This is a genomic window from Ochrobactrum sp. RH2CCR150 (assembly GCA_014138095.1).
Classification (GTDB): domain Bacteria; phylum Pseudomonadota; class Alphaproteobacteria; order Rhizobiales; family Rhizobiaceae; genus Brucella; species Brucella gambitense.
In genome coordinates this window covers 190,922-216,413 of record JACGXE010000008.1, presented here as the reverse complement: position 1 = coordinate 216,413, position 25,492 = coordinate 190,922, and the positions used below count along the sequence as shown (strand labels likewise).

Below are 25,492 nucleotides of genomic sequence, written 5' to 3'. Positions count from 1 at the left end.
TGTAACGATGCGTTTTTCTGAAGAAGTTTGCGAGAAGCTTGGCAATTATGTCTATCGACTAATCGATCCGCGCAACGGCGAGACGTTTTATGTCGGAAAAGGAAAAGGTAACCGTGTGTTTGACCATGCTGCAGGCGTTGCCGCTGGCGACGGCGACGGTGATCAAATCCTTGGCGCAAAGCTGGATCGTATTCGGGCAATCAAGAATGCCGGTCTTTCGGTCACCCACGTCATTCACAGGCACGAAATTCCGGACGAAGCGATATTCGAAGTAGAAGCGGCTCTGATCGATGCTTATCCCGGATTAACCAACATTCAAGGTGGTCATGCAAGCACTGATCGTGGTCCGATGAACCACATCGAATTAATCGACAAATACAGTCTTCCTGAGTTCCCGATTGAACCTACAGAAAGCTTGGTCCTTATTTGCATCAACAAGCTTGAGGAGCGTTTCAATCGAAAAGCGATGTATGATCTCACCCGATACTGCTGGCGCATCAATAAGAATCGGGCGGAGAATGCCACTTACGTAGTTGCAGTCGTCCGAGGTGTGGCCGTTGGAGTGTTCTCGCCTGAGATTTGGCTACCCGCGACGCTTGAAAATTTCTCAGATGTGCCACACGCCTCAGACGCTGAGGGGCATCGATTTGGATTTATTGGCAAAGAAGCACCGGAAAGTGTTTGGGAACTGTATGTAGGAAACCGGGGGAAGCAGATTACGAATCCAGAATTGAAGCATGTTCAAAACCCGGTGCGGTTTTGGAAGTGCTGAGCTGGAGATGCGGTCGACAGATTTATTAGGAGTTATTCTACATGCGCGCAATCCCCGAACATCCGAGTAAGCTAGCACGAATTGGATCCTGCTTGGCTGTCATGGGGTCACTTATCTGGGTGCAATGGCCGATTGACTTTCATAATCTGAATATCGCGGGCGTAATCCTCTTGATCGGATCACTCGTTACGTGGTTGGGCATCGAGCTTGCGGATTTCGCTAATGACACCGGCATGAAAAACAATTTGTTGGTGGATGATGTCAGAAAACTCAACTCACTTCTAAAAATTGTGGACAGGCGACAATTCTATATATTGAGAGAGCATGCAATTGAAACGTATATGAACGATGACGCCTATAACGGACTTCGGGACATTATTTACTTTCGGCAAGACGACATATTCCCTTTTCATAACGAGAAAATACAGCGGCTCTACGTGAAGTTTTGTGAAGATTCTGACACCTTTCTTGACGATCTCTATTCTCTTTACACCGCAGATGGTCGAGGGCGAATGACTTGGCGAACCGCAGATGAGCGTTGGGTGCCAGATGATGTTTACAAGGAAGTCATGGGGAAGATCGCGTTGCTTAACCAAATGACATCTAACTTAGCAAAATCTTGGGAAGAATTCATCGTCCTTGCAAAGCGGGAATTAAAAGGCGCGTCAGTCGGAATTGATCCTTATGGCTTATGATATTTTTTCGATGGGCAGCATGATCATGCTGGGGAATCGTGCCAAGGCGGCGTCTCGTTATAAAACAAATGGCCTCTGGAAAGCTTTCCTGCGTGCCGCAAGCGCGGCCTTGTTCATATCGTGACAGTAAGCGGGATATTTGAAAGCGCACAAAAACTATAGAAATCCATCTAAGTATTTGATTTAATTAAACAAATGGCGGAGAGGGTGGGATTCGAACCCACGGTGGAGTTACCCCCACGCCGCATTTCGAGTGCGGTACTTTCGACCACTCAGCCACCTCTCCGCATTGTGCAATCCGGTAAAACGATCTATATAACCGCACCGTCAAACAGCATCAAAAGCGAATGCTAAGTGTGTAGCGGCTCAATAGCGGGCTGATTGCAATTAGACAAGACCTAATTTGCAATCTCTCGTGAAAATTCTTGACTTTTCCCACGTTCCGAACCTATAAGCACCAGACCTTAGGCGTGGGGCAGTCCGCGCCTATTGTTTTGATTGAGGATTTCCGAGTTTCCGGGCCGCGATCAAGGGGTGCAAGCCCTTCACTTAACCGACTGATAAAAAGACGGCCCATCACTTCGGCGCTAATGTCGTGGAAATGAGAGCCGGACCGAACAACCGAAAGGACAACAAATGTTCGCAGTCATCAAGACCGGTGGCAAGCAGTATCGCGTTGCCGCAAATGACCTGATCAAGGTCGAAAAAGTTGCTGGCGAAGCCGGTGACATCGTAGAATTCGCAGAAGTTCTGATGGTCGGCACGACCATTGGCGCACCAGTCGTCGCAGGCGCTCTTGTGACCGCCGAAGTCGTCGAACAGGGCCGTGCTCGCAAGGTCATCGCCTTCAAGAAGCGTCGTCGTCAGAATTCGAAGCGCACCCGTGGTCATCGTCAGGAACTGACGACCATCCGCATCTCGGAGATCCTCACCGACGGCGCAAAGCCTTCGAAGAAGGCCGCTGAGAAGAAGGCTCCGAAGGCAGAAGCCGCTGAAGGCGAAGCCGCAAAGCCGAAGAAGGCAGCGCCTAAGAAGGCTGCAGCCAAGGCCGAGTCGGCTGAGTAAGTAGAGAGATTAAAGGAGAACACCAATGGCACACAAAAAAGCTGGCGGTTCCTCGCGTAACGGTCGCGATTCAGAATCCAAACGCCTTGGCGTGAAGAAGTTTGGCGGCGAAGCTGTGCTCGCTGGCAACATCATCGTGCGTCAACGCGGCACGAAGTGGCATCCGGGCGCCAATGTTGGCCTCGGCAAGGACCACACTATTTTTGCAACCACGAACGGTTCCGTATCTTTCCGTACGAAAGCCAACGGCCGCACGTACGTATCGGTAGACCCGATCGCGGAAGCAGCAGAGTAAGCCGGGCCTCTTAAAACCACCGGCGTCCCATCGGACCCGGTGTATATGGCAGCCTAGCCAAAAGATCGAAGGGAAGATGGGGCCACCATCTTCCCTTTTTGCATCTGGAGGACAGACAAATGGTTGTCGACGTTTTAGAAGAAGATAGTTACGCAGAAAGCTGTACGAGCCGGAGAGAGCGTTTCGCCGATTTCTCCCCCGGTCTGGCAGCTGATCTGGAGCCCGAGTTGGCTCCTGAGTTAGCCCCTGAGCTAGATTGCCCCGTCTTGGTCACCGAAAGGCTGGTTCTGCGCCCGCCGCATGTCGAAGACGTAGATGCCATTTCCTATCTTGCCAACAATCTTCGCGTCTCAGGCATGCTCACTCGCATGCCGCATCCATACACGCGTGAGAATGCCGTCGACTTTGTCGAGCGCGTGCGAAAAGGCGAGATGGGCAATTGCATCTACGCCATTACGCAAGCCGAGACCGGCATCTTTATGGGCTGTTGCGGCATTCATGCGAATAAACATGGCGACGGTCTGGAGATCGGCTACTGGCTGGGCGAGCCCTATTGGGGGGATGGCTTTGCCACCGAAGCCGCCCATTCGTTGATCGATCTGGTGTTTCGGGCGACGGCGATCGACCGCCTGCATATTTCCTGCCGGGCGACCAACAATGGATCGCGTCGTGTGATCCACAAGTGCGGTTTCCAGTTCAGCAATATGGGCATGTCGGATACGCTTGCTGCCGGAAACGTGCCCGTTGAACGCTATGTTCTCGACCGGCGCACCTGGATCGGCCTGAGAAGTTGGCAGTCATAAGAACACAAGGCCCTGCGTGTTTCGCAGGGCCGCCATGAACACGTCCCGAAAAGCATGAAGTGGTTTTCGGCAGATGGTCGAGAAAATAATAAAGAGAATGGGGAATGCAATGAACGACGCTTATGTGAGTGCACCCGAAAAGATTGTGGTGCGCGCCCTCGACAAGGGCGACCTGCATCGCTATCGCGCTATCAGATTGAGTGCGCTGAGCCGCGCGCCGATGTCCTTCGGATCGAGCTTCGAGGAAGAAAATGCCTATTCCGACAGCGTGTTTGCGCGTCGTCTGGAGCAGGTGGATGGCAACATTATCTTTGGCGCATTCGACGGTGAAAATCTGCTGGGTACGGCAGGTATGTTTCGCCACGACCGCAAATCCGAGCGCCATCGCGGAACGCTTTGGGGCGTGTTTGTAGCGCCGGAAGCGCGCGGGCTGGAACTGGGCAAGGCTCTGGTTCAAAAAGTGATCGAACATTCCGCGGCACAGGTTGTGCTTCTCGATGCCAAGGTGGTGGCGACGAACGAACCGGCAAAGCGGATCTATCATGCGCTCGGCTTCAAGACCTACGGGCTTGAGCCGAAGTCGCTTTTTGTGCAAGGGCAGTATCTGGATCAGGAACTGCTCTATATCGACTTCAGCGAACCTGTCTGGAAAGACAAGTTCTGATGAAATCCAACCACTGCAACTGTTTGCAGGAAACGGGTTTTGCTGTAATTGCAATTTGGCTCGCGCAAGATGATGCGCGGGCCCGGGTTTAAGGCGCGATTGCGCCGCAAGAGGTAAGGTTCAATGAAATTTCTCGATCAGGCCAAGATCTATATCCGCTCCGGCGACGGCGGGGCAGGGGCCGTATCGTTTCGCCGCGAGAAGTTTCTTGAATTTGGCGGTCCTGATGGCGGCGACGGCGGACGTGGCGGCAATGTCTGGGTTGAAGCGGTCGACGGCCTCAACACGCTGATCGACTATCGCTATCAGCAGCATTTCCGGGCCAAGACCGGCATGCATGGCATGGGCCGCAACATGACCGGCGGCAAGGGTGACGATGTCATTCTCAAGGTGCCGGTTGGAACGCAGGTTTTCGAAGAAGATGATGAAACGCTGATCTGTGACATCACCGAAGTCGGCCAGCGTTATCGTCTGGCCAAGGGCGGCAATGGCGGTTTTGGAAATCTGCATTTCACGACTTCGACCAATCGCGCGCCGCGCCGCGCCAATCCCGGACAGGAAGGCATCGAGCGTACCATCTGGCTGCGCCTGAAGCTGATCGCCGATGCCGGTCTGGTCGGTCTGCCCAATGCAGGCAAGTCCACGTTCCTGGCCAGTGTGACAGCAGCCAAGCCGAAGATTGCCGATTATCCGTTTACCACGCTGCACCCTAATCTCGGTGTTGCGCGTGTGGATGCGCGTGAATTCGTGATCGCGGATATTCCCGGCCTGATCGAAGGCGCCAGCGAAGGCGTTGGCCTTGGCGACCGTTTCCTCGGTCATGTCGAGCGCACGCGAGTTTTGCTGCATCTGGTGTCGGCGCAGGAAGAAGACGTGGCGAAGGCCTACAAGGTCATTCGCGGCGAGCTTGAAGCTTATGAGCACGGTCTCGCAGACAAGGCGGAAATCGTCGCGCTGTCACAGATCGACACGCTCGACCCCGATGCGCGCAAGGCCAAGGTCAAGGCGCTGAAGAAGGCCTGCGGACGCGATCCGCTGCTGCTTTCCGCTGTCAGCCATGAAGGCCTGAACGATGCGCTCCGCCAGCTTGGCGCTGTTATCGACGCGAGTCGTGCGCAGGAAGCCGGAACGGCGAAAGTCGACGAATAAGGCTGAATGCGGCGAGAGGAATGAAAGCATGCTGAAGCAACTGAAAGACTATCGCCGCATTGTTGTAAAAATTGGTTCCGCTCTTCTGGTGGATCGCGCCAAGGGCCTGAAGCGCGAATGGCTGGAAAGCCTGGGGCAGGACATTGCCGCCCTGCATCACGCAGGCGTCGAGGTGTTGGTGGTCTCATCCGGGGCTATCGCGCTGGGGCGCACTGTGCTCGGCCTGCCGAAGAAAGCGCTGAAACTTGAGGAAAGTCAGGCAGCCGCGGCTGCCGGTCAGATCGCACTGGCCAAGGCCTATGCCGACGTGCTTGGTGGTCATGGCATCAAGTCGGGCCAGATTCTGGTGACACTTTCCGACACCGAAGAGCGCCGTCGTTATCTCAATGCGCGCGCGACCATCGAGACGCTTTTGAAGCTCAAGGCCGTTCCGGTCATCAATGAAAACGACACGGTGGCGACAACAGAAATTCGCTATGGCGACAATGATCGTCTGGCCGCCCGCGTGGCGACCATGATGGGCGCTGACCTTCTGATCCTGCTTTCCGACATTGACGGGCTTTATACGGCGCCGCCGCACAAGAACCCGGATGCCGCGTTTCTGCCGCTGGTGGAAACCATCACCCCGCAGATCGAGGCCATGGCAGGCGCTGCGGCTTCGGAACTGTCGCGCGGGGGCATGAAGACCAAGCTCGATGCGGGCAAGATCGCCAATGCCGCTGGAACAGCGATGATCATCACGTCCGGTATCCGCATGGGACCGCTTTCGGCGATTGATCGCGGTGAGCGTGCCACCCTGTTCGAAGCTGCGCGTGCCCCGGTCAATGCCTGGAAAACATGGATTTCCGGCAATCTGGAGCCGGCGGGCCGTCTCACGATCGATGCAGGCGCTGCCAAGGCGCTGAAATCGGGCAAGTCGCTTTTGCCTGCAGGCGTGAGGGACGTTGACGGTCATTTCGAGCGCGGTGATACGGTGGCTGTGCTCAATGAAGACGGTCGTGAGATTGCACGTGGGCTGATCGCTTACGATGCCGAGGATGCGCGCAAGATTGCCGGGCATAAAAGCGATGAGATCAGCACCATTCTTGGCTATGATGCCCGTGCGGCAATGATCCATCGCAATGATCTCGTGGTGCGCGGCGCAGCCGTGGCAACCGAGACGGAAGATGCCTAAACACTGAAAGGCGGGAGAGGATGCTGAATAAAGTGGAAGCTGGAAGCGACATAGCCGCGATCATGGCCGAAGTGGGCCGCAAGGCGAAAGCCGCCGCAGCACCACTGGCGATTGCTGGCGCGGAGCAGAAGAACAAGGCCCTTCTGGCGGCAGCCGGCGCTATTCTCCAAAGCCGCGACGCCATCCTCGAGGCTAATAAGCTTGATCTGGCCAATGCCGCCCAGAGTGGAATGGCTGCTTCCTTCGTGGATCGCCTGACGCTCGATGACAAGCGCATTGAGGGGATCGCGGAAGGCATCCGCGCCATTGCAGCATTGCCTGATCCTGTTGGTGCGGTGATTGCCGAATGGGATCGTCCCAATGGTCTGCATATCGAGCGCGTGCGCACGCCGCTTGGTGTGATCGGCGTCATTTATGAAAGCCGTCCGAATGTAACGGCTGATGCCGGTGCGCTCTGCCTCAAGGCTGGCAATGCGGTGATCCTGCGCGGCGGATCGGATTCGGCCCATTCGTCTGCGGCTATTCACAAGGCACTGGTGACTGGACTGGAAGCTGGCGGCCTGCCTGCCGACGCTATCCAGATCGTGCCGGTGACCGATCGTGCGGCGGTCGGTGAAATGCTGAAAGGGCTCGACGGCGCTATCGACGTGATTGTCCCACGCGGCGGCAAAAGCCTTGTCGCGCGCGTCCAATCGGAAGCGCGTGTGCCGGTTTTCGCGCATCTGGAAGGCATCTGCCATCTTTATGTCGACAAGACTGCCGATCTCGACATGGCGCGCAACATTGCGGTCAATGCCAAGATGCGGCGTACGGGCATTTGCGGATCGGCGGAAACGCTGCTGGTGGATTGCGCCGTCGCCTCGACGCATCTCGTGCCGATCCTTGAAGATCTGGCCGCCAAGGGCTGCGAAATTCGCGGCAGCCACGAGGTGAAGGCGCTTTATCCAGCAGCCATTGCGGCGAGTGAAGAAGACTGGTCCACCGAATATCTGGATGCGATCATTTCAGTCACGCTTGTCGATGGCGTCGATGGTGCGATCCGGCACATCAACCGCTATTCCTCACATCATACCGAAGCCATCGTCGCCGAGGATGCGGAAGCGGTTGCGCGGTTCTTCAATGAAATCGACTCGGCCATTTTGCTGCACAATGCCTCGACGCAGTTTGCCGATGGCGGTGAGTTCGGCATGGGTGCGGAAATCGGCATTGCCACGGGCAAGATGCATGCGCGCGGCCCGGTGGGTGTCGAACAGCTCACCTCATTCAAGTATCGCGTTCGCGGCAACGGGCAGATTCGAAGCTGATGCGCTTTGGCTTCGGGCTTTCCGCACTGAAAGAACAATATCCGGATGTGGATGCGCATTATCTGCGCATGCCTCATGCCGAAAAAGGCATGGCGGTTGGGCTGTTTGGCGGTTCGTTCAACCCGCCGCATGGCGGTCACGCTTTGGTCGCGGAGATTGCCATCAGGCGACTGAAGCTCGATCAGCTCTGGTGGATGGTGACGCCGGGCAATCCGCTGAAAGACACGCGCGAACTGGCCCCTCTGGCGGAGAGGCTGCGGTGGAGCGAAGAAATCGCCAGTGACCCGCGCATCAAGGTGACGGCGCTCGAAGCGGCCTTCAATGTGCGCTACACCGCCGATACGCTGGCCCTGATCCGCGATGCCAATCCCGGCGTGCATTTTGTCTGGGTGATGGGCGCTGACAATCTGGCATCGTTCCATCGCTGGCAGCGCTGGCGCGAAATCGCCAATAATTTCCCGATTGCGGTGATCGACCGTCCCGGCTCGACGCTGGCTTACCTGTCGTCGCGCATGGCGCAGACCTTTTCCCACAGCCGTCTCGATGAGCAATATGCGCCGATGCTGGCTCGCCGCTCGCCGCCAGCCTGGACCTTTATCCATGGCCCGCGTTCGTCACTTTCATCAAGCGCTATTCGCAAGTCCGGCACACGATCTTGATAGTTCCGTGACGGTTTTAACAAGATATATGCGAAAAAAGCGAGATAATCGAAAAAGTGAACGGCCCTGCAAGGTCGTGACTCTTGAAACAAAACAGGGACTCTGCCTATCTTAGGTCTGTACGGTGCTTTTACTGCCGTAGCGGGTTGTTCTTGTTAGAAAGGCAATACACTGAGAACAGCACTTGAGAAGAAGGCTCTCCACGCGCCTTCACTGGTCAGGATGAACGAGACCGATCTCGTGTCCCAGACCTTCGACGCGGCCTTGGCCAGTCTCGAAAACTCCAAGGCAGAATCCATCATCCCCATCGACATTCGCGGAAGATCAACGATCGGCGATTATATGATCGTCGCGTCGGGCCGTTCGCACCGTCACGTGACGGCTGTGGCCGACCATCTTTTGCAGGCGCTCAATGAAGCGGGCTGCAAGAATGTGCGTGTCGAAGGGCTAGACAGTGGCGATTGGGTCCTGATCGACACGGGCGATATCATCGTGCACATCTTCCGACCGGAAGTCCGTGACTTCTACAATATCGAGAAGATATGGCTCGATGACGATTTCGACGACGAACGCGCGTTGGAAACCGTCCATTGATCTGTCGTCTGCTGCGACCCGGCAGGTGCTTTAACTCCCTGCCATATTGAGGGCGCGATGCGTGTGAGTGTTTTTGCCGTGGGCCGGATGAAAGCCGGCCCCGATCGGGAGTTGGTCGAGCGTTATTTCGACCGTTTTTCCAAAGCGGGGCCGCCTTTAGGGCTTGAATTCGCCGGTGTGAGCGAAATCCCGGAAAGTCGTGGCCAGACGGCAGAATTGCGCAAGACGGAAGAAGCGCAGCGCATCAATGAAGCGCTGGATAATGGCGCGGCTCTTATTCTGTTGGACGAGCGCGGCAAGGCGCTCGGTTCCGAAGCTTTTGCCGAGCGCATCGGGCGTATGCGTGATGACGGCAAACGGCAGCTGATCGTTGCTATCGGCGGCCCGGATGGGCATGACCCGGCTTTACGGTCGCGCGCCGATCTGGTTCTGGCTTTGGGAGAACTGACCTGGCCGCACCAGATTGCCCGCATTCTCGTTGCCGAACAGCTTTATCGCGCCGCGACTATTCTGGCCGGTCATCCTTATCATCGATCATGAACCGGGCCGTTCGCGACAGCGGGAGAACGGAACCATGTGGATCAAGCAACTCGATCATGTTCAGCTGGCCATGCCGAAAGGCGGGGAAGAAAAGGCGCGTGCCTTTTATGGCGCTCTTCTCGGCTTACCGGAAGTCACCAAGCCGCAGAATCTTATCGCAAGAGGCGGTTGCTGGTTTGAAAACGGCGCACTGAAAATTCATTTGGGCGTCGATCCCGATTTTGTCCCGGCGCGCAAAGCGCATCCAGCTTTTATCGTCGGTGGCTTGAGGGCGTTGGTGCAAAGGTTGACCGATGCAGGATATGCCGTGACGGAAGATGAGCCTCTGGCGGATTATAATCGCTGCTACGTTTCCGATCCATTTGGAAACCGCATAGAGCTGATGGAAGCGTCAGTTCAATGACATCCAACCTTGCCGCATCATCCTGCATTGAGATTATCTTTGTTTCGTTGCTAAAGCGTTGAAACTTGGGATTGCGCTCCGCAACCAGATACGTGTAAATGTATTTACCTTATTGTTTTTATTAGAATAATCTAAAATGCGCGAGTGAAATGAGCAAGCCTACTGTTATAACACTATCGACCATTCCCCCGCGCTTTCATCTTTTAAGGCCCACGCTGTTGTCGCTTCTGTCGCAAAGACTGAGGGCCGCAGAGGTTCGGCTTTATATACCGTACAAATATCGGCGTTTTCCCGATTGGGATGGGCAGCTGCCCAACGTGCCTGCGGGCATAACAATCGTCCGCTGCGATGAAGATCTCGGACCCGCGACCAAGGTTTTGCCTGCCGCTCGCGATCTGAAGGGGCAGGACGTGGATATCCTGTTCTGCGACGACGACAAGATTTATGACGCCGGGTGGTATGGACGCTTCAAGGCGGAAGCGGCGCGCAAGCCGGGCCATTGCATTGTTGAGGTCGGTGAAACATTCCCCGATATTGCCGATGTGGGCAGGCCTGCCGACCGGCTTCCGCGCAGCCGATGGAAGGTCAAGGACCGGCACTACAGAATGAAGCGCATCGCTTCCCTGTTTCTCCACAAGCCGGAACTCGGCATGCCCGGCTATGTCGACCAGATTTCCGGCTTTGCAGGTGTTTTTGTTCAACCTGAATGGTTCGACGAGTTGTTCTACAATATTCCCGACGTCATGTGGACCGTGGATGATCCGTGGATTTCGGGCCATCTGGAAAGGCGTGGCATTCCCATCTGGATGATCGGTCAAAACAGTCGTCGGGCCGAGGGCAAGGGTAGCTGCGTGAGTGCTTTGCTCGATTTTGTTGAAGATGGACAGGATCGCGTGGATGCAGACCTGCTGGTGATCGACTATTTCCGGCAGCAACACGGTATCTGGAAGAAAACCGATACGGTTGACGAGAAGGCAAGCCACCGCACGGCATCAATGCGCGAGATGATGCGGCGCAGAAAAGTTGAGCTTGGACTTGTGGAGTCCTGAAGTTTCCCACTGAAAGACGGCATTTTTCACATTTTATCCGCACGGGCTGGATTAAGTTGCGCGAGCCAATGATTGGGATCGCGGGGCTTATGGTTGATGTTTCGTTAACGGTATCGGGATAGGTTGATCTGAGCCTGATTTTTGGCCCTGATTTTAGCCTTGTTTCGCCCTGATAGAACACGCATGAGTCCTGTACGTCTTTTCAGCAAGCTCCGGCTGCTCGCTCTAGCGCGGGCGGGCTTTTTTGCGACCTGCGCCTTTTTGGGCGCGGTGGCCTTTCCGCAGCTCGGCTTGGCGCAGGATGCTTTGCAGCAGCAACGCGATCAGGCGGCTGGCGAATACGAAAAGCTGACCGGCGAGCTGACCGTGTCTGGAGACAAGGTCAAGCAGCTCGAGAGCGAGGTCGCGAGCCTCAAGAAGGATCAGGACACGATCACCGCTGCCTTGATCCAGTCGGCCAAGACCGACAAGAAACTGCAGCAGGACATCACGGATATCGCCGAAAAACTGGTCTCCTTGCATGAGCAGGAGGCTGGCATTCGCACGTCGCTGCGGGCGCGGCGCGGGGTTCTGGCCGAAGTGCTGGCTGCGTTGCAGCGCATGGGGCTTAACCCGCCGCCTGCTATTCTGGTCCGACCGGATGATGCCCTTGCCTCAGTGCGCAGTGCAGTGCTGCTTGGTGCAGTGGTGCCGGAAATGCGCGAGCAGGTGGAAGAGCTGACAGGCGATCTGAAAGATATGCAGACGGTGACCGCTTCCATTACGCAGGAGCGTGAGAAGCTGCAACAGACCCGCACCACGCAGGCTGAGGAACAGAAGCGCCAGTCACTTTTGCTCGATGAAAAGAAGAAGCTGCAAGCCCAGTCCGAACAGGAAATGGAAGCGCAGCGCAAGCGCTCCGAAGAACTGGCGGCCAAGGCAGGCAGCCTCAAGGACCTGATCGACGGGCTCGACAAGCAGATGGCCGGTGTGCGTGATGCCGCCGATGCAGCGCGCAAGGCCGAGGCCGATCGTCTTGCCTCCGCCCGGGAGCGGGCTGGCGAAGGTACGCCGGACGAAAACCATCTGCGCGCGCAGACGAATTTTGCCTCCTTGCAGGGAAAACTGGTTTTACCGGCAGCGGGCAAGACGTCGCGCCACTTCGGCGATAAGGATGGTGCTGGCGGCGCCATGATGGGCCAGGTGCTGGAAACCTTGCCTTCTGCCACGATTACGTCACCTTCCGATGGCGTTGTGCTCTATGCGGGACCGTTTAGATCTTACGGGCAACTCTTGATCCTCGATGCGGGCAATGGATATCATATTGTGATGGCAGGCATGGGGCGAATCGACGTGGCGCAAGGCCAGTTTGTACTGGCGGGCGAACCGGTCGGGGCGATGGGAGATAAACTTCTCGCGAGTGTGGCGCCGATAGAGGTGGGCAATGGTGCGCCGTTGCTTTACATTGAATTTCGAAAAGATGGAAAACCCGTCGATCCGGCCCCTTGGTGGACCGAGCGGCTTTCTGGAAGGACGTAAAAATGATACGTAAACTGTCGCTGCTGTTCGCCGGGGCCCTGATGGGGGCATCCGCCATGGTGATGGTGCAGGGCGCTCCAGCTTCGACGGCTTTCGCAGCCGCCAAGGATGCTGACGTCTATAAGGACCTGGCGCTTTTCGGCGATATTTTCGAACGTGTGCGCGCGCAATATGTGACGCCGCCGGATGACAAGAAGCTGACGGAAAGCGCCATCAATGGCATGCTGACCTCGCTCGATCCGCATTCGTCCTATCTCAATCCGGAAGCCGCGCAGGATATGCGCGTGCAGACCAAGGGTGAATTCGGCGGTCTCGGCATTGAAGTCACCATGGACAATGATCTTGTAAAGGTCATTGCGCCGATCGACGATACGCCTGCCTCGAAGGCCGGTGTTCTCGCAGGCGATCTGATTACCAAGATCGACGGTCAGGAAGTGCGCGGCCTCAGCCTCAGTGATGCGGTCGACAAGATGCGCGGCGAAATCGGCTCCTCGATTGAGCTGACGCTCATGCGTCAGGGCGTCGACAAGCCGATCACACTCAAGATCGCGCGTGCCGTCATCAAGGTGAAGGCCGTTCGTTATCGTGTTGAGAACGATGTCGGTTATGTGCGCGTGATTTCCTTCACCGAGCAGACGGCGGATGATCTCGGCAAGGCGATCAAGGACATTCAGAGCAAGATCCCGGGCGACAAGCTGAAGGGCTTCGTGCTCGATCTGCGCCTCAATCCGGGTGGTCTGCTCGATCAGGCCGTCGCTGTCTCCGACGCCTTCCTCGACAAGGGCGAAGTTGTTTCGACCCGTGGCCGCGATCCGCAGGACGTGACCCGCTTCGATGCCCGCAAGGGCGACCTGACCGACGGCAAGCCGGTAATCGTTCTCATCAATGGCGGTTCGGCCAGTGCTTCGGAAATCGTTGCTGGTGCTCTTCAGGACCATCGCCGTGCGACGGTGCTCGGCACGCAATCCTTCGGTAAGGGTTCGGTGCAGACGATCATTCCGTTGGGCGAAAACGGATCGCTGCGTCTGACCACGGCGCTTTATTATACGCCGTCGGGCACGTCGATCCAGGGCAAGGGTATTACGCCTGATATCAAGGTCGATCAGCCTTTGCCTCCGGAATTGAAGGGTGAAGATGTTGTTCGCGGCGAATCCGAGCTCAAGGGCCACATCAAGGGCAATGCCGAAGATGATAACGGCTCCGGTTCGTCGGCATATGTTCCTGCAGATCCGAAGGACGATATCCAGCTCAATGAAGCTCTGAAGCTCCTGCGTGGTGAAGTGGCAAATGCCGCATTCCCGCCGGATCCGAAGAAGGGCGTGTTGAACTGATCGTTCCATGCTGGATCTGAACAGCCCGTTAGGACTGGATAAGAAACCGCGAAAGCGCGGGGGCGAACGCTCCCGCGCTTTTCGTTGGTCTTTGCTTGGCTTAGGTGCAGCAGTGGTTCTGGGTGTAGCGGGTGGCACGATGTTCACCGTCTGGCAGATCAACCGCGATGCTTTTCGCAAGCCTGAAAAAGCTGTGGTTGCCGAGACGCAAACGCCGCCCGACGCCGCAGCCAAAACAGGTCGGCAGCCATCGACCACGACTGGCAATACACCTGCGCCGGGAACCGCGCTGCGCGGCACCGGAGGGCAGCAAACCGGCCCGGCAATCATCAAGGTCACGCCTGATATGCCGAATGTCACCGCTGGTACGGCAGATGGCAATGTTGTCGTCGTGCAGAACCAGCACAAGACGGGGCAAGATCCGCGCGTTGCGCATCTGCCGGAAAAAGAACTGGTAGAGCAAAGCGCGACCGGGCCGTTGCCTGTGCGCGGCTCTGACGGCCTGCGGCCAATGGATGCCTATGCCGCCGGCTGGTCGGGTGCGCGGGGCGCAAGGATCGCGCTGATCATTGGTGGGCTTGGCCTGTCACAGACCGGTAGCATGGAAGCTGTAGAGAAGCTGCCATCGGAAGTGACACTGGCCTTCGCGCCGCAGGGCAACAGCCTGCAACGCTGGATGCAGGCGGCGCGTCAGAACGGCCATGAGCTTTTGCTGCAATTGCCGATGGAGCCATTCGACTATCCGCGCATCAATCCCGGGCGCAACACGCTGACCGTGGATGACGGAGCCGCCAAGAACCAGACGTCGCTTTTGTGGGCGTTGTCACGCATGACAAATTATGCCGGTGTGATGAACTATATGGGCGCGCGCTTTACCGGCGAGGCGGATGCGTTCGCGCCGGTGCTGGGCGAGATCGGCAGGCGCGGGCTTTATTATCTGGATGATGGTACGTCTGCCCGTAGTCAGGCCGATCAGATCGCGCAAAAGGACGCTGTGCCCTATGCGGCAGCCGATGTGCTGATCGACGCTTCGCAGGATCGCTCGGCGGTGCTCGACCGGCTTAATGAGCTGGAACGCATTGCGCGCGCCAATGGCAGCGCAATTGGCACCGGCTCCGCATTCGGCGTGACCGTCGATGCGGTGCGGGATTGGGCGAATGAGGTCAAGAAGCGCGGCATCGAAATCGTTCCCGTTTCGGCGCTGGTTCGCGACCCGGAGCGCAACTAGAGCGGTTCCTGTTAAATCGGAACCGTGGAACCGCTCTAACTTTTTGTTTTTACGCATTGTCCTACGCAAAACCGCTACGCACTTTTGCAGGAAATGCTCTAAGTTTGCATATCATGGAGAATGTCATGTCGAAGCACAAAGGCCCTGTCGATCCTGAAAGCTTGCCCTACCGCCCCTGCGTCGGGCTGATGGTGCTGAACAAGGCCGGTCTGGTCTGGGCCGGTCATCGCATCGTCATTCCGGGCGACGAGATGGATGGTGCGACACAGCTCTGGCAGATGCCGCAGGGCGGCATCGACAAGGGTGAAGACCCGGTTGAAGCCGCATTGCGTGAGCTTTATGAAGAAACCGGCATGAAGTCGGTCTCGCTGCTTGCCGAAGCGCCGGACTGGATCAATTATGATCTGCCGGCGCATCTGGTGGGGCAGGCGCTCAAGGGCAAATATCGCGGCCAGACGCAGAAATGGTTTGCCTATCGGTTCGAGGGCGATGAAAGCGAGATCGCGATCAATCCGCCGCCCGGTGGTCACACGGCTGAATTCGACAGCTGGGACTGGAAGCCGATGCAGCAGCTGCCGGAACTGATCGTGCCGTTCAAGCGCAAGGTCTACGAGGAAGTCGTCGCCGCATTCCGGCATCTGGCGCCGTAATTTTCAGGCACATCCTGAAAAATGCGAGGCTGTTTCAGGTTGTGCTCAAATTTTCGCACCCCTCTTGTGTGCTCGACAAACATATTGTCAACTCAGTCCAGATGCGCCGGGTGACGGCGCTCTAACAGTTTGTTTTGACGCACATCTCGCCCGAAAACCGTTTCACACTTTTCGGGATGTGCTCTGGAGGGAGAAAAGCGCATGGATGTTGGAAGTCTAATCGTATTTCTTTTTGTCGGTCTCGTCGCAGGCTGGCTGGCCGGCAAGGTCGTGCAGGGCGGCGGCTTCGGCATGATCGGCAATATCATTGTCGGCGTGATCGGTGCGTTCTTTGCAGGCTGGCTTTTGCCGCGCCTCGGCTTTTCCGTTGGCGGCGGTATCATTGCCTCGATCATCAACGCATTCATCGGCGCGGCAATACTTCTGATCATTCTGCGCATCGTCAAACGCGTCTGATTATCAGTTCCATTTCTTGCAAGACCCGGCTTTGTCGAAGCCGGGTCGTTTCCTTTCCCGAAGTCCAGTGAAATGACACCGAATTCCAAACTGTCGCTCGGTCTGGTTCTTACCGCATCGGCTGGTTTCGTTGATGCGATAGCCTTTCTGCAACTGGGTGGTTTCTTCGCTTCCTTCATGAGCGGTAACACCACGCAGCTCGGCGTCGCACTCGCGGGGCAACCGGGCGTGCAAGGCTCCGTGCTGGTCTGGTTTCCCGCGATCCTCATCATACTGTTCTTTTTGGGCGCTTTTTTCGGCACACTGACCGTGCGCGCCTATGGGCGATGGGGCAGCCTCTATGTGATGGCAAGCGTCGTGGTGATCTTGCTGGCAGTAGGCGTGCTGCGGCGCGAGGGATCGATGCTCATCCAGCCAGTGCTGCTGCTCGCCGCCGCCATGGGTGCGCAGAATGCAGCCGTACAGCCGATAGGGGCGGCGCGTCTCGGCGTGACCTATGTGACCGGAACGCTTTTCAATGCCGCCGCCGACCTTGCCTGTTCGCTGCGCGGCGAAACACCAAAGTGGCGCTGGTTGCAGCATATTTCCGTCTGGCTGGCCTTGATGCTCGGCGCTGTTGCCGGTGGCCTCGGCCACGCGTTCATCGGCCTTGACGCATTGTTCGTTCCGGCTGCGATGATTGTCGGCGTTATGATCGCCTATATGCGGCTTAATTGAGCAAGCCTGCCCTCAACTGAACAGCGATTTTTCGCCTTCCACCAGTTCGGAGATGAGAGCCGATACGGCTGTCACGCGTCGCAATGTGCGGGCGGATTCATGATAGGCGAGCCAATAGGCGCGCCGGATCACCCGGTCGGGCAGAACCGGCACGAGATCGGGATCTGCGCGGGCGATGAACGAATGCAGAATGCCGATACCCGCACCTGCGCGCACCGCTTCCACCTGTCCCAGGGCGCTCGACACCTCGAAAGCTGGTTTCCAGTCGCGGCTGATTTCCGGCGCATAGGCAAGCGACGGGTTGATGACGAGATCTTCCACATAGCCGATCAGGCGATGGTGGTTGAGGTCGTCTGAATTTTCGGGCGTGCCGTTGGCTTCCAGATAGCTGCGGTGGGCATAGAGGCCGAGCGTATAATCGACCAGTCTGCGCGCGATGAGCCGTCCCTGATCCGGACGTTCGACGGTGATGGCGATATCGGCCTCGCGTCGGGAGAGCGAGAAGGAGCGCGGTACCGGCACCAGCTGGATGGTGAGGTCTGGATATTGCTGTGTTAGCCGGGCGAGGCGCGGTGCCAGAAAGGTCACGCCGAAACCGTCCGGCGCGCCAATGCGTACCGTGCCTGAAACCGCAACATCCGCATTACCAACCTGCGCGCGGGCGGACAGCATTTCCGCTTCCATGCGCTCGGCGGCAAGCAGAAATTCCTCACCCGCCTGCGTCAGCGTCGAACCATTGGTCCGGCGCGTCAAAAGCGTGGTGGAAAGCGCGGTTTCAAGCGCCGTCAGCCGCCGCGCCACGGTGGTGTGGTTCAGGCCAAGCCGCTTGGCTGCACCCAGAATCTGGCCTGAGCGCGCGACCGCGAGGAATATGCGAATATCATCCCAGTTCATAATGTACTTCGCCTGACCATGATCCCGAAAACCGGTTCCCACTTTTCGGGATCATGTTTCGTACTATAAAAAATGCACAACGGATACGCTTTTCAGCGCCTTGCAATCATGAATTTGCAGAGTCAGGATAGGTGCAACGATGGGGGCAGGGTATGTTCTCATAAACGGTAATCAGGGAGGTTTCTCGATGCGCAATATCGGACATTTCATCGGCGGCAAGCATGTTGCCGGTAATAGCGGTCGCACCGCCGACGTTTTCCAGCCGCTCGACGGCACGGTACAGGCCAAAGTCGCGCTTGCCACCAAGGCTGAAGTGCGCGCTGCCGTCGAAAACGCCAAGGCTGCACAGCCTGCATGGGGCGCAACCAACCCGCAGCGCCGCGTCCGCATCCTGCGCAAGTTCCTCGAACTCGTCGAAGCCGAATATGACAGCCTGGCCGAACTGCTGGCACGCGAGCACGGCAAGACCATTGCCGACGCCAAGGGCGACATTCAGCGCGGTCTCGAAGTGGTAGAAGTCTGCCTCGGTTCCGCACATATGCTGAAAGGCGAATTCACAGACAATGCCGGTACGGGGATCGACACCTATTCCATGCGCCAGCCGCTTGGCGTTGTTGCCGGTATCACCCCGTTCAACTTCCCGGCCATGATCCCGCTCTGGAAGGCCGGTCCGGCAATTGCCTGCGGCAACGCCTTCATTCTGAAGCCGTCCGAGCGTGACCCGGGCGTCCCGATGCGTCTGGCTGAACTGTTCATGGAAGCCGGTCTGCCTGCCGGTATTTTCAACGTCGTCAACGGCGACAAGGATTCTGTCGATGCACTGCTCGACGATCCGGATGTACAGGCCATCGGCTTCGTTGGTTCCACGCCGATTGCCCAGTATATCTATGGTCGCGGCTGCTCGAACGGCAAGCGCGTGCAGTGCTTTGGCGGCGCCAAGAACCACATGCTCATCATGCCGGATGCCGATATGGACCAGACCGTCGATGCGCTTATCGGTGCTGGTTACGGCTCGGCAGGCGAACGCTGCATGGCAATTTCGGTTGCGGTTCCTGTCGGTGAAGACACCGCCAACCGCCTGATGGAAAAGCTCATCCCGCGCGTTGAATCGCTCAAGATCGGCCCGTCCACCGACAATTCCGCCGATTACGGCCCGGTTGTCACGCAGGCTGCCCTTGATCGCATTCGCGGTTATGTCGATCTCGGTGTCGAAGAAGGCGCGAAGCTGGTCGTCGATGGCCGTAACTTCAAGATGCAGGGCTATGAAAATGGCTTCTACATGGGCGGCTGCCTGTTCGACAATGTGACGCGCGACATGCGCATCTATAAGGAAGAAATCTTCGGCCCGGTTCTCTCGGTGGTTCGCGCCAAGAACTACGAGGAAGCGCTGGCTCTGCCGAACGATCATGAATTTGGCAACGGCGTCGCCATTTTCACCCGTGACGGCGATGCGGCCCGCGATTTCGCAAGCCGCGTTCAGGTCGGCATGGTAGGTATCAATGTGCCGATCCCGGTTCCGATCGCTTATTACACCTTCGGCGGCTGGAAGGCTTCCGGCTTCGGCGATCTCAACCAGCACGGACCGGATGCATTCCGCTTCTACACCAAGACCAAGACTGTCACCTCGCGCTGGCCGTCTGGGGTTAAGGATGGAGCTGAGTTCGTCATCCCGACGATGAAATAACCCATTGCCTCCCAAACGAAACCCCGCCTTCATGGCGGGGTTTTTCTTTCGCCGGTGGTTTCCGGTCTTTTGCGGTAGGATTCCTTGTCCGACTGTGCTACGGCGACGCTGTCCCCTTTCCTGAACGCAAAACGCTTCAGCAACGAAGAGACCGTTTCCTATGGCTGTCAGCTCAAAGCATATTCCCGCTCCCGATCTTCATCGGGTGCGCCGCGCCCTCCTTTCCGTTTCCGACAAAACCGGCCTGATCGAATTCGCCAAGGCGCTTCATGCGCATGGCGTGGAGATCCTCTCCACCGGCGGTACGGCCAAGTCCATTGCCGCAGAAGGCATTCCGGTCCGTGATGTTTCCGAAATCACCGGCTTTCCCGAAATCATGGATGGGCGCGTCAAGACGCTGCATCCGGCGGTCCATGGCGGTCTGCTCGCCGTGCGCAACGACCCGGAACATGTTGCCGCAATGGAAGAGCACAAGATTGGTGGCATCGATCTCGCCGTGATCAATCTCTATCCGTTCGAAGAAGTCCGCTTCCAGGGTGGCGATTACGACACCACGGTTGAAAATATCGATATTGGTGGCCCGGCGATGATCCGCGCTTCGGCCAAGAACCACGCTTATGTCGCAACTGTTGTCGATCCGACAGATTATGACGAAGTGGTCACCGAGCTTGAGAAGCATGGCGGTTCGTTGCCGCTTGCTTTCCGCAAGAAGCTTGCTGCCAAGGCATTCTCGCGCACTGCGGCTTATGACGCGGCGATTTCCAACTGGTTCGCCGAAGCCATTGAAGAAGAAACGCCGGTTTGGCGCTCGGTTGCAGGCAAACTGCATTCGGTCATGCGCTATGGTGAAAACCCGCACCAGACCGCAGGTTTCTATCTCTCTGGCGAAAAGCGCCCGGGCGTTGCCACGGCAACCCAGCTTCAGGGCAAGCAGCTTTCCTACAATAATATCAATGACACCGATGCGGCTTTCGAACTCGTTGCCGAGTTCGACCCTGCACGCACGGCTGCGGTTGCTATCATCAAGCACGCCAATCCGTGCGGCGTGGCAGAAGGCGCATCTATTAAGGATGCCTATCTGAAGGCGCTCGCCTGCGATCCGGTTTCGGCCTTTGGCGGTATTGTCGCGCTCAACAAGACGCTGGATGAAGAAGCCGCCGAGGAAATCGTTAAGATTTTCACGGAAGTTATCATCGCTCCCGATGCAACGCAGGGTGCACAGGCCATCGTTGCCGCCAAAAAGAACCTGCGTCTGTTGGTGACGGGTGGTCTTCCCGACCCGCGCGCAAAAGGCATCGCCGCGAAAACGGTTGCCGGTGGTTTGCTGGTTCAGTCACGCGACAACGGCGTTGTCGACGATCTCGACCTCAAGGTCGTGACCAAGCGGAGCCCGAGAGAAGCCGAATTGAACGACATGAAATTCGCCTTCCGCATCGCCAAGCACGTGAAGTCGAACGCCATCGTCTATGTGAAGGACGGCGCAACGGTTGGTATTGGCGCAGGCCAGATGAGCCGTGTCGACTCCGCACGCATCGCTGCCCGCAAGGCAGAAGATGCGGCAGAAGCCGCTGGTCTTGCGGAGCCGCTCACCAAGGGCTGTGTGGTCGCTTCCGATGCGTTCTTCCCGTTTGCGGATGGCCTGCTTTCGGCTGTTCAGGCCGGTGCAACCGCGGTGATTCAGCCCGGTGGCTCGATGCGTGACGAAGAAGTGATCGCTGCTGCCGATGAGCATGGCATTGCCATGGTGATGACAGGAATGCGTCATTTCCGCCATTAATTCATTGGCTTATAATCTGAGAAACGAGCCCCGAAACGAAAAATTTCGGGGCTTTTTGTTTTCATTGAGTTTCGAATTATTTCGTTTTACATTCGTTTGTAGGCGATCCCGCAAATGTGGGCATGCTTTGCATCAGAAGGAGTGTGCCCAAGGCACGAGCGGAGCGTTTCATCACCTGATGTAAACTGAATGCGTTTTACAGAAAGATATTCGACGGGAGGATACCGTGAGTACGAAGCAATTTATCGGTTCCATCGATCAGGGAACCACCAGCACGCGCTGCATCATTTTCGATCAGCAAGGCGACGTCATCGCCATGGATCAGCGCGAGCATGAGCAGATTTATCCCAAGGCTGGCTGGGTTGAACACAACCCGCTTGAGATATGGCGCAACACCCAGCATGTTGTCGCCGAGGCGCTGAAGAAGGCCAGGCTGACGGCATCTGATATTGCTGCTGTTGGAATTACCAATCAACGCGAGACAACGCTGCTCTGGGATAAGGCTACCGGCCAGCCGCTCTATAATGCGCTGGTCTGGATGGATACGCGCACTGCCGACCTCGTGTCGCAATATATCAAGGACGGCGGCGCGGATCGTTTGCGCGCCAGAACCGGCCTGCCGATCACCACTTATTTTTCAGGGCTGAAACTGCGCTGGATTCTCGACAATGTTCCGGGCGCCCGTGAAAAGGCTGAGGCAGGCGAGGCGCTGTTTGGCACCATAGACACATGGCTTGCCTGGAACCTGACCGGCGGTCCGAAGGGCGGCATCCACATCACTGACGTGACCAACGCCTCGCGCACACAGCTGATGGATATTGCAAGTCTGCAATGGGACGCGGAAATTTTGGATCTCTTCCAGATACCAAGCGCCTGTCTGCCGGAGATATGCTCCTCAAGCGAGGTCTATGGCGAGATTACCGTCCGGGCCCTGAACGGCGTCAAGCTAGCGGGTATTCTCGGCGATCAGCAGGCTGCGCTTTTCGGACAGGCCTGTCTTGAGCCGGGTGCGGCCAAGAACACCTATGGTACGGGCTGCTTCATGCTGATGAATACGGGCGACAAGCTCGTTTCGTCGAATTTTGGCCTGCTGACGACTGTCGCCTACAAGCTCGGTGATGCCAAGCCCTCCTATGCACTGGAAGGCTCCATCGCCATCACCGGGGCGCTGGTGCAGTGGCTGCGCGACAATCTTGGCATTATTCGCAACAGCAGCGATATCGAGACGCTCGCCCGCACCGTCGACGATAATGGCGACGTCTATTTCGTGCCTGCATTTTCCGGGCTTTACGCGCCGCATTGGGAATCGTCGGCGCGTGGCGTAATTGCTGGGCTGACCCGCTTTGCCAATAAGGGCCATATTGCCCGCGCGGCGCTCGAAGCAAGCTGCTATCAGGTGCGTGAAGTGCTGGAAGCCATGGTGAAGGATTCCGGCGTCGAGATCAGCGAACTGCGCGCTGATGGCGGCATGACCGTCAACGACTTCGTCATGCAGTTTCAGGCCGATATTCTACACGTGCCAGTGGTTCGCCCCAAGATCGTGGAAACCACGGCGCTGGGTGCGGCTTACTCCGCCGGCCTTGCCGTCGGCTATTGGAAATCCACGGAAGATGTCGTGGAAAACTGGCAGGTTGGTCATCGCTGGCATCCGAAGATGCCGAAGAAGGAGCGGGAGAGCCTTTTCGCGTCCTGGGAAAAAGCGGTGCAACGCTCCCTGAACTGGGTGGATTGAAGCTGAAGCTCGGTCGTTGAGACCGAGCGAAACAGAGAATTGCAAAACCTTTTTAGCAGGCCGGTGGGCATTACGCGTCCACCGGATGAATTTCTGCAATGTGAATTTTTTCGGGATGAGATTATGACCAGTGGTTTTTTAGGCGAATTCCTTGGCACGATGGTGCTGATCGTGCTGGGCGACGGGGTCGTCGCAAATGTGCTTCTGGCACAATCCAAGGGACAAAATTCCGGCTGGATCGTTATTTCGGTCGGCTGGGGTCTGGCTGTGCTCTGCGGCGTTATGGTTTCAGTTGCGGCGGGGGCTGCCGGCCATCTCAACCCTGCCGTCACGCTCGCTTTCTATGCGGCGGGGAGCTTTCCGGCTGCGGAAGTGGTTCCCTATATCGCCGCGCAATTGCTGGGTGCTTTCGTCGGGGCAGTGCTTGTCTATCTTGCTTATCTCCCACACTGGAAGCCGACCGACGACAAGGCGCTGAAGCTTGGCGTGTTTTGCACGACCCCGGCAATCCGCAACATTCCGGCCAATTGCGTGACCGAAATCATCGGCACTTTCGTGCTTGTCTTCGTGGTCATCGCGATTGGTGCCAAGGCTGTCGGTGCCGATGGCGTTCTCGCTCCGCTGATGGTCGGTCTTCTCGTCTGGGCGCTCGGCGTCTCGCTTGGCGGGCCGACAGGTTATGCCATCAATCCTGCACGTGATCTTGGACCGCGCATCGCGCATGCGCTCTTGCCGATTCCGGGTAAGGGCGGATCGGACTGGTCTTACGCATGGGTACCCGTCGCCGCACCGATCATTGGTGGACTACTGGCTATCGGCGCGGCCAGCGCAGTCGGCATGATGTAAGTTGAGATCACAGAACTGGTGCGATTATCCTCGCACCAGTTTTCACGATGGGCGCTCGGCTGGATAGGGCGTCATTTTCGTCAGATAGAGACCCGCGGCGAAGAAGATCACCAGCACCGCCATTCCAATCGCTGCCGATCCGCTGATTGCCGTCACGGTTGCAATCATAAACGGGGCCAGAAAGCTGGTCGCACGACCAGCCAGCGCGTAGATGCCGAAATAACGGCCGGACTCTTCCGGCTGGATGCTGCGTGCAAACCATGAGCGCGATGACGCCTGCACCGGGCCGAATGCCGCGCCGATCATCAGACCATAGATCAGATAGGCATGTTCTGCTGGCGTCGAAAAAAGCCCCTGTGCTGTACTTTCCGCAAAGGGAAGCAGCCCGAAAAACGTGTAGTCACGCCCTGTCGATACGATGCCGAGCGTGGCTAGCAGCAGCAGCACCAGCGACCCGATAACCACGGCTTTCGAGCCGAAGCGCGTATCCACGCGGCTGGCGGCAAGGCAGCTGAAGATCGCCATGACATTGAGGATCATGCCGAACAGACCAATCTCGGTGATCGACCAGTGGAACATGGCGGCGGCATAGCCTCCGCCCAGCGCCAGCAAAGCGTTGACGCCGTCCTGGTAGACCATGCGGGCAATCAGAAAGCGCAAGATACCGGAACGCTGGCGCACTTCGCGCAGTGTGGCTTTCAGTTCCGAGAGGCCGTGACGCATCGCCTTGAACAAAGGCTCGCCCCGCGCCGAATCCGGCGTGAAGAGGAACATCGGCAGCACGAATACCAGATACCAGAGCGCTGCGAGCGGGCCGGTGATGCGCGCATCTTCACCGGTTATAGGGTCGAGGCCGAAGAGCGGTTCAATGCCTATGATCGTTTTGCCGGTTTGCGGCGATCCCGCCAGAAACAGTACGACGAAGATCAGCACGATCATGCCGCCCAGATAGCCAAGCCCCCAGGCTATGTTGGAGATACGTCCAATATCCGCGCGCGGCACGAGGCGCGGCATCATGGAATCGTTGAAAACGATGGAGAATTCGGCGGCAATCGAGGCGATGGCAAAGACCAGCAGCACCCAGAACAGACTAGCGCCCGGTTCTGCGAACCAAAGGAGCGAAAGGCTGACGATCTTCAAAACGGCGAAGAAGCCGATCCAGGGTTTGCGTGCGCCCGTGCGGTCCGAAACAGCACCGAGAACTGGCGACAAAATCGCAATGATAAAGCCTGCCGCAGCGATGCCATAGCCCCATGCAACCTGTCCGGCTTCCGGGTTTGCCGCCATGCGGGAAATGAAATAGGGGCCGAAAACGAAGGTCGTGACAACGGTGAAAAACGGTTGCGCCGCCCAGTCGAACAGCATCCAGCCCCATATGCCGCGACGAGATGCGTAGCTGCGTTCGCTGACTGCCTGATCGGTCAAATGCCACTCCCTTGCGAATGTGGCCGGAGCTTATACGGACCGTGGTTGCCCGACAAGAAATGAAAAGG

The 25,492-nt window shown here is 57.3% G+C and carries 27 protein-coding genes and 1 tRNA gene; 25 read left to right on the top strand and 3 right to left on the bottom strand.

Annotated features, from left to right (window positions below):
* The first annotated feature begins 7 nt into the window (after nucleotides 1-7).
* Genes FHW03_RS17435 through FHW03_RS26080 form a run of 3 tightly spaced genes read left to right on the top strand, consistent with a single transcriptional unit; the run spans nucleotide 8 to nucleotide 1,591 of the window.
* Nucleotides 8-772, top strand: coding sequence for a hypothetical protein (locus FHW03_RS17435; RefSeq protein WP_182521765.1), 765 nt, complete (start codon nucleotides 8-10; stop codon nucleotides 770-772).
* Between the two features lie 41 nt (nucleotides 773-813).
* On the top strand, nucleotides 814-1,467 hold the full coding sequence (locus FHW03_RS17430; protein ID WP_182521764.1) for a hypothetical protein: 654 nt from the start codon (nucleotides 814-816) through the stop codon (nucleotides 1,465-1,467).
* Complete coding sequence (locus FHW03_RS26080; protein WP_377515087.1) at nucleotides 1,457-1,591, top strand: hypothetical protein; 135 nt, start codon at nucleotides 1,457-1,459, stop codon at nucleotides 1,589-1,591. The genes FHW03_RS17430 and FHW03_RS26080 overlap by 11 nt, the downstream gene beginning before the upstream one ends.
* A gap of 72 nt (nucleotides 1,592-1,663) precedes the next feature.
* Here the strand turns inward: FHW03_RS26080 and FHW03_RS17425 are convergent.
* Nucleotides 1,664-1,753: transfer RNA gene (locus FHW03_RS17425), tRNA-Ser, on the bottom strand.
* Between the two features lie 350 nt (nucleotides 1,754-2,103).
* On the opposite strand from FHW03_RS17425, the gene rplU reads away from it, so the two are divergent.
* From rplU to FHW03_RS17335, 18 genes are all read left to right on the top strand, one after another.
* The gene (rplU, locus tag FHW03_RS17420) at nucleotides 2,104-2,532 is read left to right on the top strand and encodes a 50S ribosomal protein L21 (RefSeq protein ID WP_078340917.1); all 429 of its coding nucleotides are present in this window, start codon (nucleotides 2,104-2,106) and stop codon (nucleotides 2,530-2,532) included.
* 25 nt (nucleotides 2,533-2,557) lie between these two features.
* Nucleotides 2,558-2,827 (top strand): 50S ribosomal protein L27, encoded by a 270-nt coding sequence (gene rpmA, locus FHW03_RS17415; protein ID WP_010661520.1) that lies wholly within the window; start codon nucleotides 2,558-2,560, stop codon nucleotides 2,825-2,827.
* A gap of 119 nt (nucleotides 2,828-2,946) precedes the next feature.
* Nucleotides 2,947-3,630: a GNAT family N-acetyltransferase gene (locus FHW03_RS17410; protein WP_182521763.1), complete on the top strand. Its 684-nt coding sequence runs from the start codon at nucleotides 2,947-2,949 to the stop codon at nucleotides 3,628-3,630.
* Nucleotides 3,631-3,739: 109 nt separating this feature from the next.
* Complete coding sequence (locus FHW03_RS17405) at nucleotides 3,740-4,294, top strand: GNAT family N-acetyltransferase (protein WP_078340932.1); 555 nt, start codon at nucleotides 3,740-3,742, stop codon at nucleotides 4,292-4,294.
* Nucleotides 4,295-4,417: 123 nt separating this feature from the next.
* Complete coding sequence (obgE, locus tag FHW03_RS17400) at nucleotides 4,418-5,443, top strand: GTPase ObgE (RefSeq protein ID WP_182521762.1); 1,026 nt, start codon at nucleotides 4,418-4,420, stop codon at nucleotides 5,441-5,443.
* A gap of 28 nt (nucleotides 5,444-5,471) precedes the next feature.
* Entirely contained in the window at nucleotides 5,472-6,617 is a 1,146-nt protein-coding gene (gene proB, locus FHW03_RS17395; RefSeq protein WP_182521761.1) for a glutamate 5-kinase, read from the top strand.
* Nucleotides 6,618-6,637: 20 nt separating this feature from the next.
* Complete coding sequence (locus tag FHW03_RS17390; protein WP_182521760.1) at nucleotides 6,638-7,921, top strand: glutamate-5-semialdehyde dehydrogenase; 1,284 nt, start codon at nucleotides 6,638-6,640, stop codon at nucleotides 7,919-7,921.
* A complete protein-coding gene (locus tag FHW03_RS17385; protein WP_182521759.1) occupies nucleotides 7,921-8,580 on the top strand; it encodes a nicotinate-nucleotide adenylyltransferase in 660 nt (219 codons plus the stop codon). The genes FHW03_RS17390 and FHW03_RS17385 overlap by 1 nt, the downstream gene beginning before the upstream one ends.
* A gap of 222 nt (nucleotides 8,581-8,802) precedes the next feature.
* On the top strand, nucleotides 8,803-9,174 hold the full coding sequence (gene rsfS / locus FHW03_RS17380; protein ID WP_078340911.1) for a ribosome silencing factor: 372 nt from the start codon (nucleotides 8,803-8,805) through the stop codon (nucleotides 9,172-9,174).
* Between the two features lie 57 nt (nucleotides 9,175-9,231).
* The gene (gene rlmH, locus FHW03_RS17375) at nucleotides 9,232-9,714 is read left to right on the top strand and encodes a 23S rRNA (pseudouridine(1915)-N(3))-methyltransferase RlmH (protein WP_182521758.1); all 483 of its coding nucleotides are present in this window, start codon (nucleotides 9,232-9,234) and stop codon (nucleotides 9,712-9,714) included.
* A 34-nt stretch (nucleotides 9,715-9,748) separates the two neighbouring features.
* Nucleotides 9,749-10,117 carry a VOC family protein gene (locus FHW03_RS17370; protein ID WP_182521757.1) on the top strand — a complete coding sequence of 123 codons (369 nt, stop codon included), beginning with the start codon at nucleotides 9,749-9,751 and terminating at the stop codon, nucleotides 10,115-10,117.
* A gap of 149 nt (nucleotides 10,118-10,266) precedes the next feature.
* Nucleotides 10,267-11,166 carry a glycosyltransferase family 2 protein gene (locus FHW03_RS17365; protein ID WP_182521756.1) on the top strand — a complete coding sequence of 300 codons (900 nt, stop codon included), beginning with the start codon at nucleotides 10,267-10,269 and terminating at the stop codon, nucleotides 11,164-11,166.
* A 183-nt stretch (nucleotides 11,167-11,349) separates the two neighbouring features.
* Nucleotides 11,350-12,684: a murein hydrolase activator EnvC gene (locus FHW03_RS17360; protein WP_182521755.1), complete on the top strand. Its 1,335-nt coding sequence runs from the start codon at nucleotides 11,350-11,352 to the stop codon at nucleotides 12,682-12,684.
* A gap of 2 nt (nucleotides 12,685-12,686) precedes the next feature.
* Complete coding sequence (locus FHW03_RS17355) at nucleotides 12,687-14,015, top strand: S41 family peptidase (RefSeq protein ID WP_182521754.1); 1,329 nt, start codon at nucleotides 12,687-12,689, stop codon at nucleotides 14,013-14,015.
* A gap of 7 nt (nucleotides 14,016-14,022) precedes the next feature.
* Nucleotides 14,023-15,243: a divergent polysaccharide deacetylase family protein gene (locus FHW03_RS17350; protein ID WP_182521753.1), complete on the top strand. Its 1,221-nt coding sequence runs from the start codon at nucleotides 14,023-14,025 to the stop codon at nucleotides 15,241-15,243.
* Between the two features lie 125 nt (nucleotides 15,244-15,368).
* Nucleotides 15,369-15,893: an RNA pyrophosphohydrolase gene (locus FHW03_RS17345; RefSeq protein WP_182521752.1), complete on the top strand. Its 525-nt coding sequence runs from the start codon at nucleotides 15,369-15,371 to the stop codon at nucleotides 15,891-15,893.
* Nucleotides 15,894-16,094: 201 nt separating this feature from the next.
* Nucleotides 16,095-16,349, top strand: a complete 255-nt coding sequence (locus tag FHW03_RS17340; RefSeq protein ID WP_078340905.1) for a GlsB/YeaQ/YmgE family stress response membrane protein — start codon at nucleotides 16,095-16,097, stop codon at nucleotides 16,347-16,349.
* Nucleotides 16,350-16,421: 72 nt separating this feature from the next.
* A complete protein-coding gene (locus FHW03_RS17335; protein ID WP_182521751.1) occupies nucleotides 16,422-17,066 on the top strand; it encodes a YoaK family protein in 645 nt (214 codons plus the stop codon).
* Between the two features lie 12 nt (nucleotides 17,067-17,078).
* Here FHW03_RS17335 and FHW03_RS17330 read toward each other — a convergent pair whose 3' ends face one another.
* Nucleotides 17,079-17,960 (bottom strand): LysR family transcriptional regulator, encoded by an 882-nt coding sequence (locus tag FHW03_RS17330; RefSeq protein ID WP_078340930.1) that lies wholly within the window; start codon nucleotides 17,958-17,960, stop codon nucleotides 17,079-17,081.
* Nucleotides 17,961-18,147: 187 nt separating this feature from the next.
* On the opposite strand from FHW03_RS17330, the gene FHW03_RS17325 reads away from it, so the two are divergent.
* The 4 genes from FHW03_RS17325 (at nucleotide 18,148) to FHW03_RS17310 (ending at nucleotide 23,999) form a co-directional block, all read left to right on the top strand.
* A complete protein-coding gene (locus FHW03_RS17325; RefSeq protein WP_182521750.1) occupies nucleotides 18,148-19,644 on the top strand; it encodes a CoA-acylating methylmalonate-semialdehyde dehydrogenase in 1,497 nt (498 codons plus the stop codon).
* A 160-nt stretch (nucleotides 19,645-19,804) separates the two neighbouring features.
* Nucleotides 19,805-21,421, top strand: coding sequence for a bifunctional phosphoribosylaminoimidazolecarboxamide formyltransferase/IMP cyclohydrolase (purH, locus tag FHW03_RS17320; RefSeq protein ID WP_182521749.1), 1,617 nt, complete (start codon nucleotides 19,805-19,807; stop codon nucleotides 21,419-21,421).
* 226 nt (nucleotides 21,422-21,647) lie between these two features.
* Nucleotides 21,648-23,153 carry a glycerol kinase GlpK gene (gene glpK, locus FHW03_RS17315; protein ID WP_182521748.1) on the top strand — a complete coding sequence of 502 codons (1,506 nt, stop codon included), beginning with the start codon at nucleotides 21,648-21,650 and terminating at the stop codon, nucleotides 23,151-23,153.
* Between the two features lie 123 nt (nucleotides 23,154-23,276).
* Nucleotides 23,277-23,999 carry an MIP/aquaporin family protein gene (locus FHW03_RS17310; protein WP_182521747.1) on the top strand — a complete coding sequence of 241 codons (723 nt, stop codon included), beginning with the start codon at nucleotides 23,277-23,279 and terminating at the stop codon, nucleotides 23,997-23,999.
* Nucleotides 24,000-24,041: 42 nt separating this feature from the next.
* Here the strand turns inward: FHW03_RS17310 and FHW03_RS17305 are convergent, their stop codons facing one another.
* On the bottom strand, nucleotides 24,042-25,364 hold the full coding sequence (locus FHW03_RS17305; RefSeq protein WP_377515101.1) for an MFS transporter: 1,323 nt from the start codon (nucleotides 25,362-25,364) through the stop codon (nucleotides 24,042-24,044).
* Nucleotides 25,365-25,492: the final 128 nt, after the last annotated feature.

Coding starts and splice junctions, on each gene's coding strand:
- FHW03_RS17370 (WP_182521757.1), top strand. CDS start 9,749: ATGTGGATCAAGCAACTCGATCATGTTCAGCTGGCCATGCCGAAAGGC.
- rlmH (WP_182521758.1), top strand. CDS start 9,232: ATGCGTGTGAGTGTTTTTGCCGTGGGCCGGATGAAAGCCGGCCCCGAT.
- purH (WP_182521749.1), top strand. CDS start 19,805: ATGGCTGTCAGCTCAAAGCATATTCCCGCTCCCGATCTTCATCGGGTG.
- FHW03_RS17325 (WP_182521750.1), top strand. CDS start 18,148: ATGCGCAATATCGGACATTTCATCGGCGGCAAGCATGTTGCCGGTAAT.
- rplU (WP_078340917.1), top strand. CDS start 2,104: ATGTTCGCAGTCATCAAGACCGGTGGCAAGCAGTATCGCGTTGCCGCA.
- FHW03_RS17305 (WP_377515101.1), bottom strand. CDS start 25,364: ATGCTGTTCGACTGGGCGGCGCAACCGTTTTTCACCGTTGTCACGACC.
- FHW03_RS17360 (WP_182521755.1), top strand. CDS start 11,350: ATGAGTCCTGTACGTCTTTTCAGCAAGCTCCGGCTGCTCGCTCTAGCG.
- FHW03_RS17345 (WP_182521752.1), top strand. CDS start 15,369: ATGTCGAAGCACAAAGGCCCTGTCGATCCTGAAAGCTTGCCCTACCGC.
- FHW03_RS17330 (WP_078340930.1), bottom strand. CDS start 17,960: ATGAACTGGGATGATATTCGCATATTCCTCGCGGTCGCGCGCTCAGGC.
- FHW03_RS17340 (WP_078340905.1), top strand. CDS start 16,095: ATGGATGTTGGAAGTCTAATCGTATTTCTTTTTGTCGGTCTCGTCGCA.
- rpmA (WP_010661520.1), top strand. CDS start 2,558: ATGGCACACAAAAAAGCTGGCGGTTCCTCGCGTAACGGTCGCGATTCA.
- obgE (WP_182521762.1), top strand. CDS start 4,418: ATGAAATTTCTCGATCAGGCCAAGATCTATATCCGCTCCGGCGACGGC.
- FHW03_RS17410 (WP_182521763.1), top strand. CDS start 2,947: ATGGTTGTCGACGTTTTAGAAGAAGATAGTTACGCAGAAAGCTGTACG.
- FHW03_RS17390 (WP_182521760.1), top strand. CDS start 6,638: ATGCTGAATAAAGTGGAAGCTGGAAGCGACATAGCCGCGATCATGGCC.
- FHW03_RS17405 (WP_078340932.1), top strand. CDS start 3,740: ATGAACGACGCTTATGTGAGTGCACCCGAAAAGATTGTGGTGCGCGCC.
- FHW03_RS26080 (WP_377515087.1), top strand. CDS start 1,457: ATGGCTTATGATATTTTTTCGATGGGCAGCATGATCATGCTGGGGAAT.
- FHW03_RS17350 (WP_182521753.1), top strand. CDS start 14,023: ATGCTGGATCTGAACAGCCCGTTAGGACTGGATAAGAAACCGCGAAAG.
- FHW03_RS17355 (WP_182521754.1), top strand. CDS start 12,687: ATGATACGTAAACTGTCGCTGCTGTTCGCCGGGGCCCTGATGGGGGCA.
- FHW03_RS17310 (WP_182521747.1), top strand. CDS start 23,277: ATGACCAGTGGTTTTTTAGGCGAATTCCTTGGCACGATGGTGCTGATC.
- proB (WP_182521761.1), top strand. CDS start 5,472: ATGCTGAAGCAACTGAAAGACTATCGCCGCATTGTTGTAAAAATTGGT.
- FHW03_RS17365 (WP_182521756.1), top strand. CDS start 10,267: ATGAGCAAGCCTACTGTTATAACACTATCGACCATTCCCCCGCGCTTT.
- FHW03_RS17335 (WP_182521751.1), top strand. CDS start 16,422: ATGACACCGAATTCCAAACTGTCGCTCGGTCTGGTTCTTACCGCATCG.
- FHW03_RS17385 (WP_182521759.1), top strand. CDS start 7,921: ATGCGCTTTGGCTTCGGGCTTTCCGCACTGAAAGAACAATATCCGGAT.
- rsfS (WP_078340911.1), top strand. CDS start 8,803: ATGAACGAGACCGATCTCGTGTCCCAGACCTTCGACGCGGCCTTGGCC.
- FHW03_RS17435 (WP_182521765.1), top strand. CDS start 8: ATGCGTTTTTCTGAAGAAGTTTGCGAGAAGCTTGGCAATTATGTCTAT.
- FHW03_RS17430 (WP_182521764.1), top strand. CDS start 814: ATGCGCGCAATCCCCGAACATCCGAGTAAGCTAGCACGAATTGGATCC.